This window comes from Pseudoclavibacter helvolus, assembly GCF_014191305.1.
Classification (GTDB): Bacteria; Actinomycetota; Actinomycetes; order Actinomycetales; family Microbacteriaceae; genus Pseudoclavibacter; species Pseudoclavibacter helvolus.
The window spans coordinates 175634-189420 of the sequence record NZ_JACHWJ010000002.1 but is presented as its reverse complement, the minus strand read 5'-3'; the positions used below and the strand labels follow the sequence as shown (position 1 = coordinate 189420).

The 13787-nt window shown below is 68.6% G+C and carries 14 protein-coding genes; 3 read left to right on the top strand and 11 right to left on the bottom strand.

Annotated elements, in window-relative coordinates; all coding sequences use genetic code 11:
• Nucleotides 1-169: 169 nt before the first annotated feature.
• Nucleotides 170-1519: a 4-aminobutyrate--2-oxoglutarate transaminase gene (gene gabT, locus FHX72_RS07800; RefSeq protein ID WP_338110077.1), complete on the bottom strand. Its 1350-nt coding sequence runs from the start codon at nt 1517-1519 to the stop codon at nt 170-172.
• A 138-nt stretch (nt 1520-1657) separates the two neighbouring features.
• On the opposite strand from gabT, the gene FHX72_RS07795 reads away from it, so the two are divergent.
• A complete protein-coding gene (locus FHX72_RS07795; RefSeq protein WP_068480645.1) occupies nt 1658-3112 on the top strand; it encodes a PucR family transcriptional regulator in 1455 nt (484 codons plus the stop codon).
• Between the two features lie 48 nt (nt 3113-3160).
• Nucleotides 3161-3673 (top strand): hypothetical protein, encoded by a 513-nt coding sequence (locus FHX72_RS07790; protein ID WP_068480649.1) that lies wholly within the window; start codon nt 3161-3163, stop codon nt 3671-3673.
• Nucleotides 3674-3690: 17 nt separating this feature from the next.
• On the opposite strand, the gene FHX72_RS07785 is transcribed toward FHX72_RS07790, so the two are convergent.
• Genes FHX72_RS07785 through FHX72_RS07775 form a run of 3 tightly spaced genes read right to left on the bottom strand, consistent with a single transcriptional unit; the run spans nt 3691 to nt 6318 of the window.
• The gene (locus FHX72_RS07785; protein WP_183624212.1) at nt 3691-4080 is read right to left on the bottom strand and encodes a hypothetical protein; all 390 of its coding nucleotides are present in this window, start codon (nt 4078-4080) and stop codon (nt 3691-3693) included.
• A gap of 13 nt (nt 4081-4093) precedes the next feature.
• Nucleotides 4094-5239, bottom strand: coding sequence for a branched-chain amino acid aminotransferase (locus FHX72_RS07780; RefSeq protein WP_183624211.1), 1146 nt, complete (start codon nt 5237-5239; stop codon nt 4094-4096).
• On the bottom strand, nt 5236-6318 hold the full coding sequence (locus FHX72_RS07775; RefSeq protein ID WP_068480658.1) for a 3-isopropylmalate dehydrogenase: 1083 nt from the start codon (nt 6316-6318) through the stop codon (nt 5236-5238). The genes FHX72_RS07780 and FHX72_RS07775 overlap by 4 nt, the downstream gene beginning before the upstream one ends.
• A gap of 73 nt (nt 6319-6391) precedes the next feature.
• Between FHX72_RS07775 and FHX72_RS07770 the strand changes: the two genes are divergently transcribed.
• Entirely contained in the window at nt 6392-6925 is a 534-nt protein-coding gene (locus tag FHX72_RS07770; protein WP_068480661.1) for a hypothetical protein, read from the top strand.
• A gap of 13 nt (nt 6926-6938) precedes the next feature.
• Here the strand turns inward: FHX72_RS07770 and FHX72_RS07765 are convergent, their stop codons facing one another.
• The 7 genes from FHX72_RS07765 to FHX72_RS07735 form a co-directional block, all read right to left on the bottom strand.
• The gene (locus tag FHX72_RS07765; RefSeq protein ID WP_068480664.1) at nt 6939-8705 is read right to left on the bottom strand and encodes an ABC transporter ATP-binding protein; all 1767 of its coding nucleotides are present in this window, start codon (nt 8703-8705) and stop codon (nt 6939-6941) included.
• Entirely contained in the window at nt 8702-9472 is a 771-nt protein-coding gene (locus tag FHX72_RS07760; RefSeq protein ID WP_183624210.1) for a hypothetical protein, read from the bottom strand. Before FHX72_RS07760 ends, FHX72_RS07765 begins: the two co-directional genes overlap by 4 nt.
• On the bottom strand, nt 9469-10194 hold the full coding sequence (locus FHX72_RS07755) for an ABC transporter ATP-binding protein (protein WP_068494235.1): 726 nt from the start codon (nt 10192-10194) through the stop codon (nt 9469-9471). Before FHX72_RS07755 ends, FHX72_RS07760 begins: the two co-directional genes overlap by 4 nt.
• Nucleotides 10191-10985, bottom strand: a complete 795-nt coding sequence (locus FHX72_RS07750) for an ABC transporter permease (RefSeq protein WP_068480673.1) — start codon at nt 10983-10985, stop codon at nt 10191-10193. The genes FHX72_RS07755 and FHX72_RS07750 overlap by 4 nt, the downstream gene beginning before the upstream one ends.
• Entirely contained in the window at nt 10982-11401 is a 420-nt protein-coding gene (locus tag FHX72_RS07745) for a lasso peptide biosynthesis B2 protein (protein ID WP_068494233.1), read from the bottom strand. The genes FHX72_RS07750 and FHX72_RS07745 overlap by 4 nt, the downstream gene beginning before the upstream one ends.
• A 278-nt stretch (nt 11402-11679) precedes the next feature.
• On the bottom strand, nt 11680-13113 hold the full coding sequence (locus FHX72_RS07740) for an asparagine synthase-related protein (RefSeq protein ID WP_244964135.1): 1434 nt from the start codon (nt 13111-13113) through the stop codon (nt 11680-11682).
• Nucleotides 13114-13256: 143 nt separating this feature from the next.
• Nucleotides 13257-13385, bottom strand: coding sequence for a lasso RiPP family leader peptide-containing protein (locus tag FHX72_RS07735; protein WP_156479740.1), 129 nt, complete (start codon nt 13383-13385; stop codon nt 13257-13259).
• Between the last annotated feature and the right edge of the window lie 402 nt (nt 13386-13787).

Genomic DNA, 13787 nt, shown 5'->3' with positions numbered 1-13787 from the left:
CGCCACGCGCTGCGACAGCCGCTGCTCCGACGGCGACAGCGACAGCCGCCAGGCGAGCGCAGAGACACCTCGACGCCCCGGCGGCGCGGAATGTGCCGGGGCGTCGAGATTCTGGTGCCGAGGCTCTCGCCCGGCGGTCTGGTGCGCGCCCGTGGCGGGCGCGAGCGGCTTACGCCTGCGCGCGGATGGCGGCTTCGAGCACGTCGAGGCCGTCGTTCAGCAGCTCGTCCGTGATGGTGAGCGGCGGGAGGAGGCGCACGACGTTGCCGTAGGTGCCGCACGAGAGGAGCACGACGCCCTGGCTGAGCGCGTCGGCGACGATCGCATTCACGGCTGCCGGGTGCGGCTTCTTCGTGGTCGTCGCCGTGCCGGCCTCGACGAACTCGAACGCCAGCATGGCACCGCGTCCACGGACCTCGCCGATGATCGTGTTCTCGCCGAGCTCGGCGCTGAGCGCCTCGAAGCGCGTCTTCACGATGGTCTCGATCTCGAGGGCGCGGGCGGCGAGCTGCTCGTCCTCCATGATGCTGATCGTGGCGAGCGCGGCGGCCGTGGCGACCGGGTTGCCCGTGTAGGTGCCGCCGAGTCCGCCGACGTGCACGCTGTCCATGATCTCGGCTCGGCCGACGACGGCCGAGAGCGGCATGCCGCCTGCGACGCCCTTGGCGATCGTGACGAGGTCGGGCACGATCTCCTCGTGCTCGGAGGCGAACCAGGCGCCCGTGCGGCACATGCCGGCCTGCACCTCGTCGGCGATGAAGACGACGCCGTTGGCCTTCGCCCACTCGACGAGTGCGGGGAGGAAGCCCTCGGCGGGGACGATGAAGCCACCCTCGCCCTGGATGGGCTCGATGATGATGGCCGCGACGTTCTTGCCGCCGACCTGCTTCTCGATGACGTCGATCGTGCGAGCCGCCGCCTCTGCGCCAGTCAGGCCGTCACGGTACGGGTAGCTCATGGGCGCGCGGTAGACCTCTGGCGCGAAGGGCCCGAAGCCGTCCTTGTACGGGATGTTCTTCGCAGTGAGGGCCATCGTGAGGTTCGTGCGGCCGTGGAAGGAGTGGTCGAACGCGATGACGGCGTTGCGGCCGGTCGAGTGGCGGGCGATCTTGACAGCGTTCTCGACGGCTTCCGCACCCGAGTTCAGGAGGACGGCCTTCTTGGCGTGGTCGCCTGGCGTGATCTCGATGAGCTTCTCGGCGACGGCGACGTAGCCCTCGTACGGGGTGATGCCGAAGGCGGTGTGCGTGAAGTGCGACGCGGCTTCCTGCACGGCGGCGACGACGCGGGGGTGGGATGCGCCGACGTTGGTGACGGCGATGCCCGCGCCGAAGTCGACGAACTGGTTGCCGTCGACGTCGCGGATGATGGCGCCATCGACATCAGCCGCGTACACGGGGACTGCGGGAACGAGCGATGCGGAGACGCTCGCCTCACGACGGGCCGTCAGGGCCTGGGACTTGGGGCCTGGAATGGCGCCTTCGAGCTTGCGCTCCTGGGCAATGCGGAACTCCGTCACGATGCTTCCCTTCCTCGGGGTTCGACCTCTTGGTATGGCTTGAAGGCTACGCGGTTCTCCCCAGCGCGACGAATGGGCACGCGCACGACCTGTCCTACGGCGGCTGTGCATCCGTCTAGGCGTGCCTACAATCGGGGCATGCTTGCCACCGTCGACACGCTTCTCGCGGACCGCTCCCTCGGCCTGACCCTGCTCACCGGAGCCCCCACGACAAGGCGGACGGGCATCGAGTGGGTCGCGACGACCGAGCTGCTCAACCCGCAGCCCTTCCTCACGGGCGGCCAGCTGGTGCTGACGACGGGGATGCGCCTGCGCGGCACGCGCGCGTACCGCTCGTTCGTGGACTCGCTCGTCGCCGCCGACACCGTGGCGCTCGGCGTCGGCACCGGCTTCACGCACGAGAGCGTGCCGGAAGCCCTCGTCGCCGCAGCCGAGCAGGCCGGCCTCCCCCTGTTCGAGGTGGCCTACGAGACGCCGTTCGCAGCCCTCACCAAGATCGTCACGCAGGCGAGCACCGACGCGCAGCACTCGCGCCTCGAGGGTGAGCATCGGCAGCAGCAGCAGCTCGTCACCGCGCTGCTCTCCGATGGCGGCGTCACCGGGCTCGCCGCGCGCCTCGGGAGGCTCACGAGATCGCACGTCGCCGTCACGCGCCTCGGTGAGCTCCTGGCTGGCAGCCTCGACGTGCAGGATGAGGCCGTGAGCGGCTGGGATGCGCTCCCCATCTCCACTGGCCAGTCTGCCGGTGCGACGCTCCACATCACGAGCCCGCGCATCAACGAGGGGCTCGTGAACTACGCGCGCTCCCTGCTGAGCCTGCAGCTCATGCAGGACGCGCGCCGCGTGCGTGCGGCCCGCGACGCATCTGGTCTCGTGCTGCACGACCTGGTGCAGGGGAAGTTCTCGGTCGAGGACGCCGAGCGACGACTGACCGCGCTCGGCGTCGCGACGGGGCAGGCCGCGCGCGTCCTCGTCGCCGAGACCGACGAGCGGCGCACCGCGGAGCTCACCGCGCTCCCCCTGCCCGCCGAGCTGCAGTCGTCGGTCTCCGCGGTGTTCGACGGCCGCCTCGTGGTGATCGTGCCCGAGCGGACCCGCATGCCCGCGGCGGCCGAGGCACTCATCGGCCTGGCCCGGTCGGCGGGCATCGCGGCCCGGGTCGGCATCGGCGACCTGTACCCGACGTCGCTCGCGCTGCGCTGGAGCTACTTCGAGGCCCGGGATGCGCTGCAGGGCGCCCCGCAGGACGTCGACGTCGCCACCTCGGCCCGCCTCTCCATCTCGTCGCTGCTGCTCGCGAGCCGCGACGTGCCCGTGCTCGAGCTGGCCGCGGAGGTGCTCGGTCCGCTCGAGACGCACGACACCGAGCACGGCTCCACGCTGCTCGCGACCCTCGATGCGTACTTCTCACACTCCGGCCAGATCGCGCAGGTCGCGGAGGAGCTCGGCACGCACCGCAACACGGTGCGCTACCGGCTCGACCAGATCGCGAGCATCACCGGACTCGACCCCCGCGTCATGGCCGAGGGCGTGCAGCTGTGGCTCGCGGGCGCGGCCAGGCGCCTCAGCCCGAGCGGTGGGATGCGCAACTGAGCTGCGCGAGCGGACCCTGCGGGCCGTCAGCTCTGCCAGACTTGGCGCATGCGCACCTCCGTGACCCTCCCGAACGGCGTCGAGATCGAACGAGGCAACGCCGTCGACGTCACCGTCGACGTCCTGGACGTGGAGGACCTCGCCTTCGCGCACGTGTGCCGCTCCCTGCGCCCGCAGCTGCAGCCACCCGCTGGCCTCATCGTGGCGATGCCCGCCGGCGACGACGTGCTCGGCTACGTGTACCGCGAGGAGCAGCGCGAGGACGGCCGACGTGACGAGCTCGACGACACCGACTCGCTGTTCGTCGACATCCACGAGCTCACGTTCGAATTCGACGCGCCCCGAGACCCCGGCATGGACGAGGACGGCGTGCGAGCCCTGCTCGCCCGTGCCCGCCCCGAGACCGCGCTGAAGATCGAGGGCGTCGAGCTGCTCGACCTGCGTGACGGCCCCATGTCGCTCATCACGTGCCGTCCGCCCCGCGCGTGGACGTTCCGCCAGCTGGTGCTGGAGGTGCAGCTGCTCCGCGGCTCCTACATGGCGCTGCACTACAAGAGCTAGCGGCGGCGCTGCGTCACCTATCGCCAGCGGACCGCGCGCGACGGGACAACGGCGAACGTCAGGAACCAGCCTCCGGCGTAGGCGAAGAGCGCGACCAGCCCCATCGCGGCGACAGGGCTTGCGAACACGCCGAGCGCGAGCATCCCGAGCACCGCCGAGATCACAGCAGTCCGCCGCAGCCATCCCGGGACGCGCACGAGGTACCTCGTGGTCGCCCACCCGGCGAGGGCGGCGACCACGAGCACCACAGGTCCCAGCCAGAACTCGGCGAGCGCGAGGAACACCGCGAACGCGGTCGCCAGGACGACCTCGAGGACCGCCAGGAGCACGAAGCCGCGCCTCGACGGCGCAGCCATGGCCCGCTCCTGATACTCGGCGCCCTTGCGGGCAGCCCACCCGTAGACCATGTGAACGATGCAGCTACGCCAGGCGCTGCGTCCAGCCCATGAGGTCGGGCAGCTCGCCGTTCTGGATGCCGGTCAGCTCGGCACGGATGCGCATGCTCACCGAGTCCGCCGTGACCGCCGGGTTCTCGATCGTGAAGTCGGGCGACTTGACCTTGCCGATGGGCGAGATGACTGCCGCGGTGCCGCACGCGAACGCCTCGACGATCGACCCATCGGCGACGCCCTCGCGCCACTCGTCGATCGTGATGCGCCGGTGCTCGATCCTGCGACCCGCCCGCTCGCACAGCTCGAGCACGCTGTCGCGCGTGATGCCGGGGAGGATGGAGTCGCTCAGGGGGGTCAGGATCGTGCCGTCGGACTTGATGAGCACGATGTTCATGCCCCCGAGCTCCTCGAGGTACCTGTTCTCGGAGGAGTCGAGGAACAGCACCTGCTCGCAGCCGTTCGCGTACGCCTCCTCCTGCGGGAGCAGCGACGACGCGTAGTTGCCGCCGCACTTCGCCGCACCCGTGCCACCGGCGCCGGCGCGCGAGTACTCCTGCGAGAGCCAGATGTCGACGGGGCGCGTCGGGTCGGAGAAGTACGAGCCAGCAGGGCAGGCGATGACCATGTAGCGCACCGTCTGCGCCGCCCGCACGCCGAGGAAGTTCTCGAACGCGATCATGAACGGGCGCAGGTACAGGGTCTTGCCCTCGCCCGCCGCCGGAACCCACTGCTCGTCGATCTGCACGAGCTGGCGCACCGACTCGAGGAAGAGCTCCTCGGGCAGCTCAGGCAACGCGAGGCGCTTCGCCGAGTTCTGCAGGCGCTGCGCGTTGCGCTCTGGCCGGAACCCGAACACCTCTCGCCCGCCGTGGCGGTACGCCTTGAGGCCCTCGAAGATCTCCTGGCCGTAGTGGAACACCGCCGAGGAGGGGTCGACCTGCAGCGGCCCGTACGGCACGACGCGGGCGTCGTGCCAGCCGTCGGCGACGGTCCAGTCGATGATCACCATGTGGTCGGTGAAGTGCTTGCCGAACCCGGGGTCAGCGAGCACCGCATCCCGCACCTCGGCGGATGCGGGGGCCGGGTTGCGCTCGATCGAGAACTCGAGGGACGCGCCCTCGGTTCGTTCGGGCTGGGTCGTCGTGCCTGGGTGGGTGCTGCTGGTGTCGCTCATGCGTTGGTTCCTTGCGCGGTCAGTCGGGAGATGATGGCGTCGCCGATCTCGGACGTGCTCCTGGATGCCCCGCCTCGCGAGGCGAGGTCGGCGCGGCAGGCTGCCTCGAGGGCTGCGGCTGCGTCGATGAGTCCGAAGTGCTCGAGCAGCAGAACGACGGAGAGGATCGCCGCCGTCGGGTCGGCTTTGCCGAGGCCCGCGATGTCTGGTGCCGAGCCGTGGACGGGCTCGAACATGCTGGGAAACTCGCCGTCGGGATTGATATTGCCCGAGGCCGCCAGCCCGATGCCGCCGGTGATGGCTGCGGCAAGGTCGGTCACGATGTCACCGAACAGGTTATCGGTGACGATCACGTCGAACCGCGACGGGTTCGTGACGAAGAAGATCGTAGCAGCGTCGACGTGCAGGTACTCGACGGCGACGTCAGGGTAGTCGGCGGAGACGCGGTCGACGACGCGCTGCCAGAGCACGCCCGCGTTGACGAGCACGTTCTTCTTGTGCACGAGCGTGAGGTGCTTGCGCGGGCGGGACTTCGCCTTCTCGAACGCGTAGCGCACGGTGCGCTCGACACCGTAGGCCGTGTTCACGGAGACCTCGGTTGCGATCTCCTGCGGGGTGCCGACGCGGACGACGCCGCCGTTGCCGACGTACGGCCCCTCCGTGCCCTCGCGCACGACGACGAAGTCGACCTCGCCGGGGTCGCTCAGCGGGGTCTTCACCCCGGGCGAGATCGCGCCAGGGCGCAGGTTGATGTAGTGGTCGAACGCGAAGCGCAGCTTCAGCAGCAGGCCGCGCTCGATGATGCCCCCGGCCAGCCGCTCGTCGGCCGGGTCGCCACCCACGGCGCCGAGGAGGATGCCGTCGTGCTGCGCGAGCGCGTGCAGCTCCGCATCCGAGATGATCTCGCCGGTCTCCAGGTAGCGGGCCGCGCCGAACGGGTACTCGGTGAGCGTCAGCTCGACGCCCTCTGGCAGCGCAGCTTGCAGCGCACGCTGTGCCTGCGCGGTGACCTCCGGGCCGATCCCGTCGCCCGCGATGACGGCGATGTCGAGCTTCTCTGGCGCTGCACGTTCCGGCACGAGGCGTCCTTTCCTGCCGACGGCGGTCGCGGCTCCCCCAGTTTAGGCCGCTGCCGGACTAGCGTCTGTCGTCATGACCACCGCGATCCTGCGCCGCAAGGACGATCTGCCGCGTGCGCGCGCCGCCAGCCGCCTCACGGCCTACGTGTACGGCAACATCATCATCCTCGCGACGCTCCTCGGGCTCGTGCACGCGGGCGAGAATCCCAGCGAAGGTGCGATCGTGGTCCTCGCGACCGGGGGCACGACGCTCCTCGCGCACCTCATCGCCGACGCGGTCGGCCACTCCACGAGGGCCGAGGTCGGTGACCGCCGCGAGCGCACGGCGCACATCGAGTTCCTGCACGAGCTGCGGGATGCGGTGCCGATCGCGTCGGCTGCGTCCATCCCGGCCGCGATCCTCGGAGTGGCCGCACTCGGCGTCATCGACGGCGAGACGGCGCAGCTCGTCGCGGAGATCGTCATCATCGTGCGACTCGCTGCGATGGGCTTCACGGTGCAGCGCATCCGCGGCGAGCGGCCCTCGTTCCGCACCTTCGCCGCCGGCGTCGGCCTCGCCCTCATCGGCGTCGCCATCTCCCTGCTCAAGGCGAGCCTCGGGCACTGACGACACCAGCGGCTCAGAGCGGGAGAAGCTGGTTGCGCGCCAGGTCCCGGTAGAGCTCCGACGTCTGCATGAGCTCGTCGTGGCGTCCCGAATCGACGATTCGTCCCGCGTCCAGCACGAGGATCCGATCCGCAGATCGCACCGTGGCGAGCCGATGGGCCACAACCAGCATCGCGTACCGTCCCGCCCTGCGAGCGATCGCCGCCTGCACGCGCTCTTCGTTCACCCCGTCGAGGTGCGATGTCGACTCGTCGAGCAGCAGCAGGTCGGGCTTCAGGAGCAGCGCGCGTGCGATCGCCAGGCGCTGACGCTCACCGCCTGAGAGCAGCACGCCGCCTTCCCCCAGATCGGCGTCGAGACCGAGCGGAGAGCGCTCGAGCACTCCCACGAGGTCCAGCTCGCCCAGCAGCTCGCGGATATCGGTGTCGGTGTGCGCCTCCGAGCCAAGTGTCACCGCGTCCCTCAGGGTCCCCGCGGGAACGGGCGCCTCCTGCTCGACATAGGCGATCCGCGACCGCACGGCCTCCCGGGAGATGCCCGCGGTATCGACTCCGTTGAAGCGGATCGTCCCGCCGTCCACATCGTAGAAGCGAGCGATGAGCTGCAGGAGCGTGCTCTTCCCTGCCCCCGACGGCCCGACGAGGGCGACGCGCTCACCTCGCGGCACCTCAAAGCTGACCGCCGCGAGCGTCGCGGGGTCCTCGGATTCCCGCTCGGGAGCGTCGTGATAGGAGAAGGCGACGTCCTCGAACTCCAGGACATTGCTCCCACCGGTCGCAGGAGCGGTAACGGTGGCAACTCCGGCATCCGCCTCCAACGGCAGCTCCATGACCTCGCTGATGCGCACCATCCCGCCCACGGCCTCACCGACAGCGCTGATCGTTCCGAAGATCTGCCCGAGCGGCATGATCATCAGGAACAGGAACAAGATGAAGGAGACCAGGTCGGACACGGTCAGCGCACCCGCCGCGACCTGGTAGCCGCCGAGTCCGAGGACCACCAGGAACGTGGCCTGCATGGCGGCGGACGAGACTGGCGCGAGCGTCGCGGTGATCCGTGCGACCCGAAGGCCGGCGGCCCAGCTGGCTTCCACGTCCTCCTTCACGCGCTGCGACTCCGAGCCCGTCATGTTCGCCGCCCGCACGGTCCGCACGGCACGGATGGCCCGATCCAGCGAGGAGGACAGGCGACCGACCGCCTGCTGCACTCCCAAGCTGGCCTCCTCGATCCGCGACGTCATCATCACGACGAGGAAGACGGCGACGAGTGCGACGCCGAGTGAGACCACGAGCAGCAGCGGGTCTATCAGCCACATCGCCGCGAGCGCGCCGATCAAGGTCACGACGCCGGCGATCGACTCCACGAACCCCTGCGTAAGCATGCTGCGGATGACCGAGGTGTCTGCGTTCACGCGGGAGACCAGATCACCGACACGGTGACGATCGAGGGTCGCGATGGGAAGACGCAGGATGTGGTCGACGAGGCCCTCCCGAGCTGATCGGATGGCGACCTCGGCCGTCCTCTGGATGAGGTACTGCAGGAAGCCCGAGATCAGCCCGCCCACGATGAGGAGGGCGACGATCAGCCACGGAAGCATCCCGAGCGACTCCCTCGCGCCGACACGGTCGATGATCTGGCCCACGAGCCACGGTTGCGCGAGCGCCGCCCCCGAGCCGCAGATGCTGAGGACCACGATGACGACGAGCGTCGACTTCTGCACGAAGACGTGGCGGAACAAGCCGGCGAGTGCCGCCGACCGCTTCTCCCGCGTGAGACTCATGCGCGCACATCCCGTCGACAGAACGCGACGGCTGCGGAGCAGACCAGCGCCACGACCGTGAGGAGGAACACCGCGTACGCGCTCCCGGGGTCGAGCGATGCCGCCGGGTTCGCCGCGGTCACGGCAGCCGCATCGAACAGCTGCGCGCCGGCGATCGTGGGCAGGAACTTCGCCCACGGCGTCAGGAAGACCAGGACAAGCGAGATCTGCGAGACCGCGATGAGCACGAGCAACGGCACCAGGGCCTGACGGACCAGGACAGCGAAGCTGAACCCGATCAACGCGATTCCCGTCCAGTAGACGACTCCGCCCAGCCAGCGCACCAGGAGGGAGGCGGGTACGCCGTCGCTGAGCACGCTGAGCGATCCGAGACCGAGCTGGCTGCAGATGCTGAGCAGCGGGATCGTCACCGCTCCGAGCAACGTCACGGTGACGGTGAGGACCGAGATCTTCGCGAGGACGAACCTGAGCCGATTCGGCACGGCGACGAGCGAGGTCTGGATCTGGCCGCCGGAGAACTCACCGCTTCCCGCGAGCACCCCCACGATGATGACGCCGATCTGGCCGAGCGCGATCCATTCGAGGCCTACGACCTCAGGGGTCGTCCCCGCTGCGAGCATCGGGTCGTCGACGCGCAGTCCCTCGCCGACAGAGGGGGCGGTGACGGCGGCCATCAGGACCGGCACGACGAGGCTCACGGCCAGCGTGATGAGGACCGCTCTGAGGGTGAAGAGCTTCCAGGACTCCGACGCCAGCGCCATCTTCACGCGGCATCACCCGCAACATGATCGGCGCGGCCCCGCGTCCAGGCGAAGTACGCGTGCTCGAGGCTGTCGTACCCCGAGACCAGGCTCGTCGCTGCCCCTGCCCTGATGACCGTTCCGCGCGCCATCACGACGAGGTCATCAGCCATGGACTGCATCTCCCCCATGAGGTGCGACGAGATGAGCACCGTGCGTCCGGAACCCGCCAGCGAGCGCGCAAGATCCCGAATCCAGCGAATGCCCTCCGGGTCGAGCCCGTTCATCGGCTCGTCCAGGATCACGACCTCCGGGTCGCCGAGGAGCGCGGCCGCGATGCCCAGACGCTGCCCCATGCCGAGAGAGAAGGTCCCGACGCGGCGGTCAGCGACGTCCGACAGCCCGACGAGCTGCAGCGTTTCCGGGATGCGCGTGGGCGAGATCCCGTTGCTCGCCGCCATCCAGCGGAGGTGCGCTCTCGCCGTGCGTCCGCGATGGGCGCCCGACCCGTCGAACTGCGCGCCGACGCGGGTCAGGGGACGCCGCAGGGTCCGGTACTCGGAGCCGAGCACCGAGGCGCGCCCGGACGTCGCTCGGTCGAGGCCGAGCAGGATGCGCATCGTCGTCGATTTCCCCGCCCCGTTCGGACCGAGCAGTCCCGTCACCCTGCCTGCTCTGGCTTCGAAGGTCACGGACTCTATCGCGGTCCGCTTCCCGTAGATCTTCGTCAGGTTCTCGACTTCGATCATGAACCCACCCCCTTTTCTGCGTGGTTGACGGCCCAGGAGCGGACCGAGAGAAATCCAGCGACGGCGAAGACGCCGATCCAGCTCAGCAGCACGAGCAGCCCGAGCATCGGCCCCAGGTCCCCAGTAAGCGGAGCGTCCTGGAGCAGCAGTTGAGCGCCAGCCTGGTCGGGCAGGAACCTGGCGGCCGAAGTGAACTCGAGCAGGTACGGCGAGATGGCGAGCGTGAGCGCCAGCATGGCGCAGAGCCCGACGATGCCGCTGCGGAACGCCGACGAGATCAGGAACGAGAGCAGGCTGATGAGCGACCAGTAGACGATGTACCCCGCGAGCAGGCGGAGGTCTCCACCGGGAAGGCTCGTCAGGCTGCCGACCGCGCGACAGTCGAGGACAGCGCAGCGGGCTGCGTAGCTCCCGAGAACGGCGGGAATGGCGGCCGCGAAGCCGAACGCGAGCGCGGAGAGCGCCTTCGCGAAGAAGAAGGTGCGCCGGTCGGGGACGGCGAGCAGCGAGGAGGCCACGGCACCGTTGTCGCGCTCCTGCGCGAAGACGCTCGCGCCCAGGAAGATCGCCCCGATCTGTCCGTAGTGCACCACCATCAGGAAGGCCGACTCAGGCTCGAGCCCGCCAGCAGCGCTGACATCCCCGGAGATCATCGCCTGGTGCGTCAGCGCGGTGACGCCGTACGCGGCACTGGTCACGACCGCGACGGTTGCGAGGATCGCGATCCGCGACGAACGCAGTGAGGTGAACTTGATCGCTTCCGCTCGGAGCGATCGGAGGAACGCGGTCACGGCCGGCCCTGTTCGGTCGTGAGGACTCTCTTGTAGCTGGCTACCTCAGGGGGTTCCGACACGGGCATGCCATCCGCCTCCACCCAGGCATGCGCGACGAACGGACCTGTCCGGTAGCCCGAGCACCAATTCGGCGCGTGGCCGTCGAGGCGGCAGAGGAGGACCGTCGCGATGGAGCGCTGCAGACAGCCCTCTCCAGCGCAGCGCTCACTCACGCCGCACACCTCCGCGCGCACCGCTTCAGCCTGCTCACGCGTCGACGGGCGGGCTCCCCGGCTCAGCTCGACGAGCAGACGCCTGATCCGCCGCGGCCTGGCGTAGGTGATCAGGAACGCGACCGAGACCGTGCAGCGCACGGTCAGGGCGCGACGGCCTCTCGTCGTGATGGAAGGCTGGGCGCTCAGCGGAAGGCTCATGCGTTGCGCTTCGCGATGCGCGCTCTGACCAGGACGGCCAGGAGGTCTCGCACGTCGTCTCGCATTCCTGGCGAGTGGCCGTATTCGCGCTCCAGCCGTTCGACCGCTTCCCCCCCGCGTGCATCCGTGGACGGTGAGCTCGAGCACCCGCCGGGCGGTCGCGTTGCCGCGCCAGTACGTTCCGCCACCGGCATCGAAGAGCACAACCCCTTCCCCCTCCTGCTCAAACGAGCAGGTCGGCGACAAGGTATAGATATCGGCGTCGCTCATTCGGCCGCTCATGCGCCTTCCACCTCCCGCACCCAGAGCTCAAGGGTCGCGAGCTGCTCGATTTCGAAGAGGTCTTGCGTCTTCAACATGGGCATCTCCAATGCATTGAGAATCGCGTCCGGATTCAGGACATCCAGATCGATAAGGAAACTCTCGCGGAACATCGATTTCAAGCCATCGATTCTGGAAGCGAAGGCAGTGAAGAGATCCGCACTGTACTCACCCTTGTCTTCACGACTGAATATCCAGTCCGGCGCGAGCCCCTTCATGCTCGCCGCCAGCAGGGGCTTCGAATGCCGCTGACCCACTGATATCGACGAGGAGAGACCGAACATGAGGCGCAGGATCTCGTCATCCAGAAAGGGCGCTTCCCAGCGGACCCCCTCGTCTGCGAACGCCTCGTTGACCTGGCGCACGACTTCGCCCTGGAACATGACCGACTCGGCCATCTGGTGCCGGGCCTTGTCGGGGAAGTGCGGCTCGATCCCGACACTTGCCTGACCGCGGATCTGCGCCTCGACCCTCGCCCGTGTCTGCGCAGAGGCGAAACGCGAGACCCCGAACCCTGGGGCCCAACCGAACGCGTCAGCGTGCGGACCCGCGTCTGCATGGACACGCGCCACCAATTCGGCCCCGAGGGTGCGCGTGGAGCAGACAGCCGCAAGAGTCCGCAGCACCGGCCACCGCTGCGCACGTGCCAGACGAGCGGCGGATCGCAGCCCCACAGCAACGGCGCCGGACTGCACCAACGACGACATGACCGCCGGCTGCAGGGCGAACAGCTCGTCACCGCCCAGCCCATTGATGTGCGTGCGAATATCTCGTGCACGCTCCTGCTCGAACAGCATCTGCAGATGCGGCATATTGGCTCGCCAGGCCGGCGGCCCGGAGACGCTGCGCCCGGAGCGTTCCCCGTTGCGCGTTGTCGTGGCGAACGCGTCGAGCGTCGATGTGAAGGACGGCAGCTCCATGAACTCGCCGCGCAGCTCCGCCGCGGCCCGCCGCGCGAAGTGCGAGTCCTGGTTCTGTGCATCCGCAGTGCCTGCGTGGAAGTGAGCAACCTGGCCCCCGACCGCCTCAGCCAGGTAGGCGAGCGACGTGGAGTCCATCCCCCCTGAGAGATCTGCCCCAAGGAGCCCGCCTGGGCCGAGGCGCCGCTCGACCGCGGTGCGGAGCGCGTGCCGCAATCGGCCCGCCGCCTCCTCGAAGGTCGCATCTTGGTGCTCGCCCGCCTGCCACCAGCGTCGATCGCCCACGCATCCCTCAGCCTCAACCAGGTCGTGACCTGGCGCGACCACCCGGACGTTCGCCCAGAACGGGCGGAGGCGGAAGACGCTCGGCAGGTTGGGGCAGGTCTCCAGCGACAGTCGATCGGGGTCGAGTGGAGCGGAGCCACGCAGGTCGAGCTGGGATGCACTGGTGCGAACGACCCCGTCTTCCATCGTCCAATAGCAGAGCGTGGACGTCGAGAATGCCGACCGGACTGCACTGAGCGTTGAGATGCCCCTCACCCCCTTTCCCCTTCGAGGCACGAGGGAGCGATGCACGCGATGAGCGCACCGCCCCCTCGCTCGAACGTCGAGACTCAGCCGACCGTCACCTTGATGAAAGCGCGCCCGCCGAAGATGTCGCGCCAGCGACCGAACCAGACCCCGTTCGTGAGCTTCCGGTACGATCCGACCTGCTCGATTTTCGGCGCAATGTAATTGGACATCTTTTCCCCCTTGATAGTGAGTCACGGCCTTCATTGGCCGCCGTTCTAAACCGGAAAAGGAGGCACTTTACGTCAAGCTTTTACCATGATGCGTCATACAAGTCTCCAAATTCCAGTATTGCGCCGTGGCGTGAGCATTCTCGGACCGCTTTTGCACATGTTTTGAAAGGAACGAGAATGGGGTTAGGGAAGTTCACCGCCCCTGTTCTCCTGCCAGACTGTTCTGTGCATGTGGGTAGCGTTGCACGATCGCGGTTCACGGAACATCATTCGAAAGGTCGAGCCTTGGACGCTCAGCCTGATCCCACGCGACAATGCGTGTTCCATCCCAACTCAGCGCCGACGGTGCTCCCCACCCCGAAGCCGCACACACCCGATCACCCACACCCTGCGCCCAAAGAA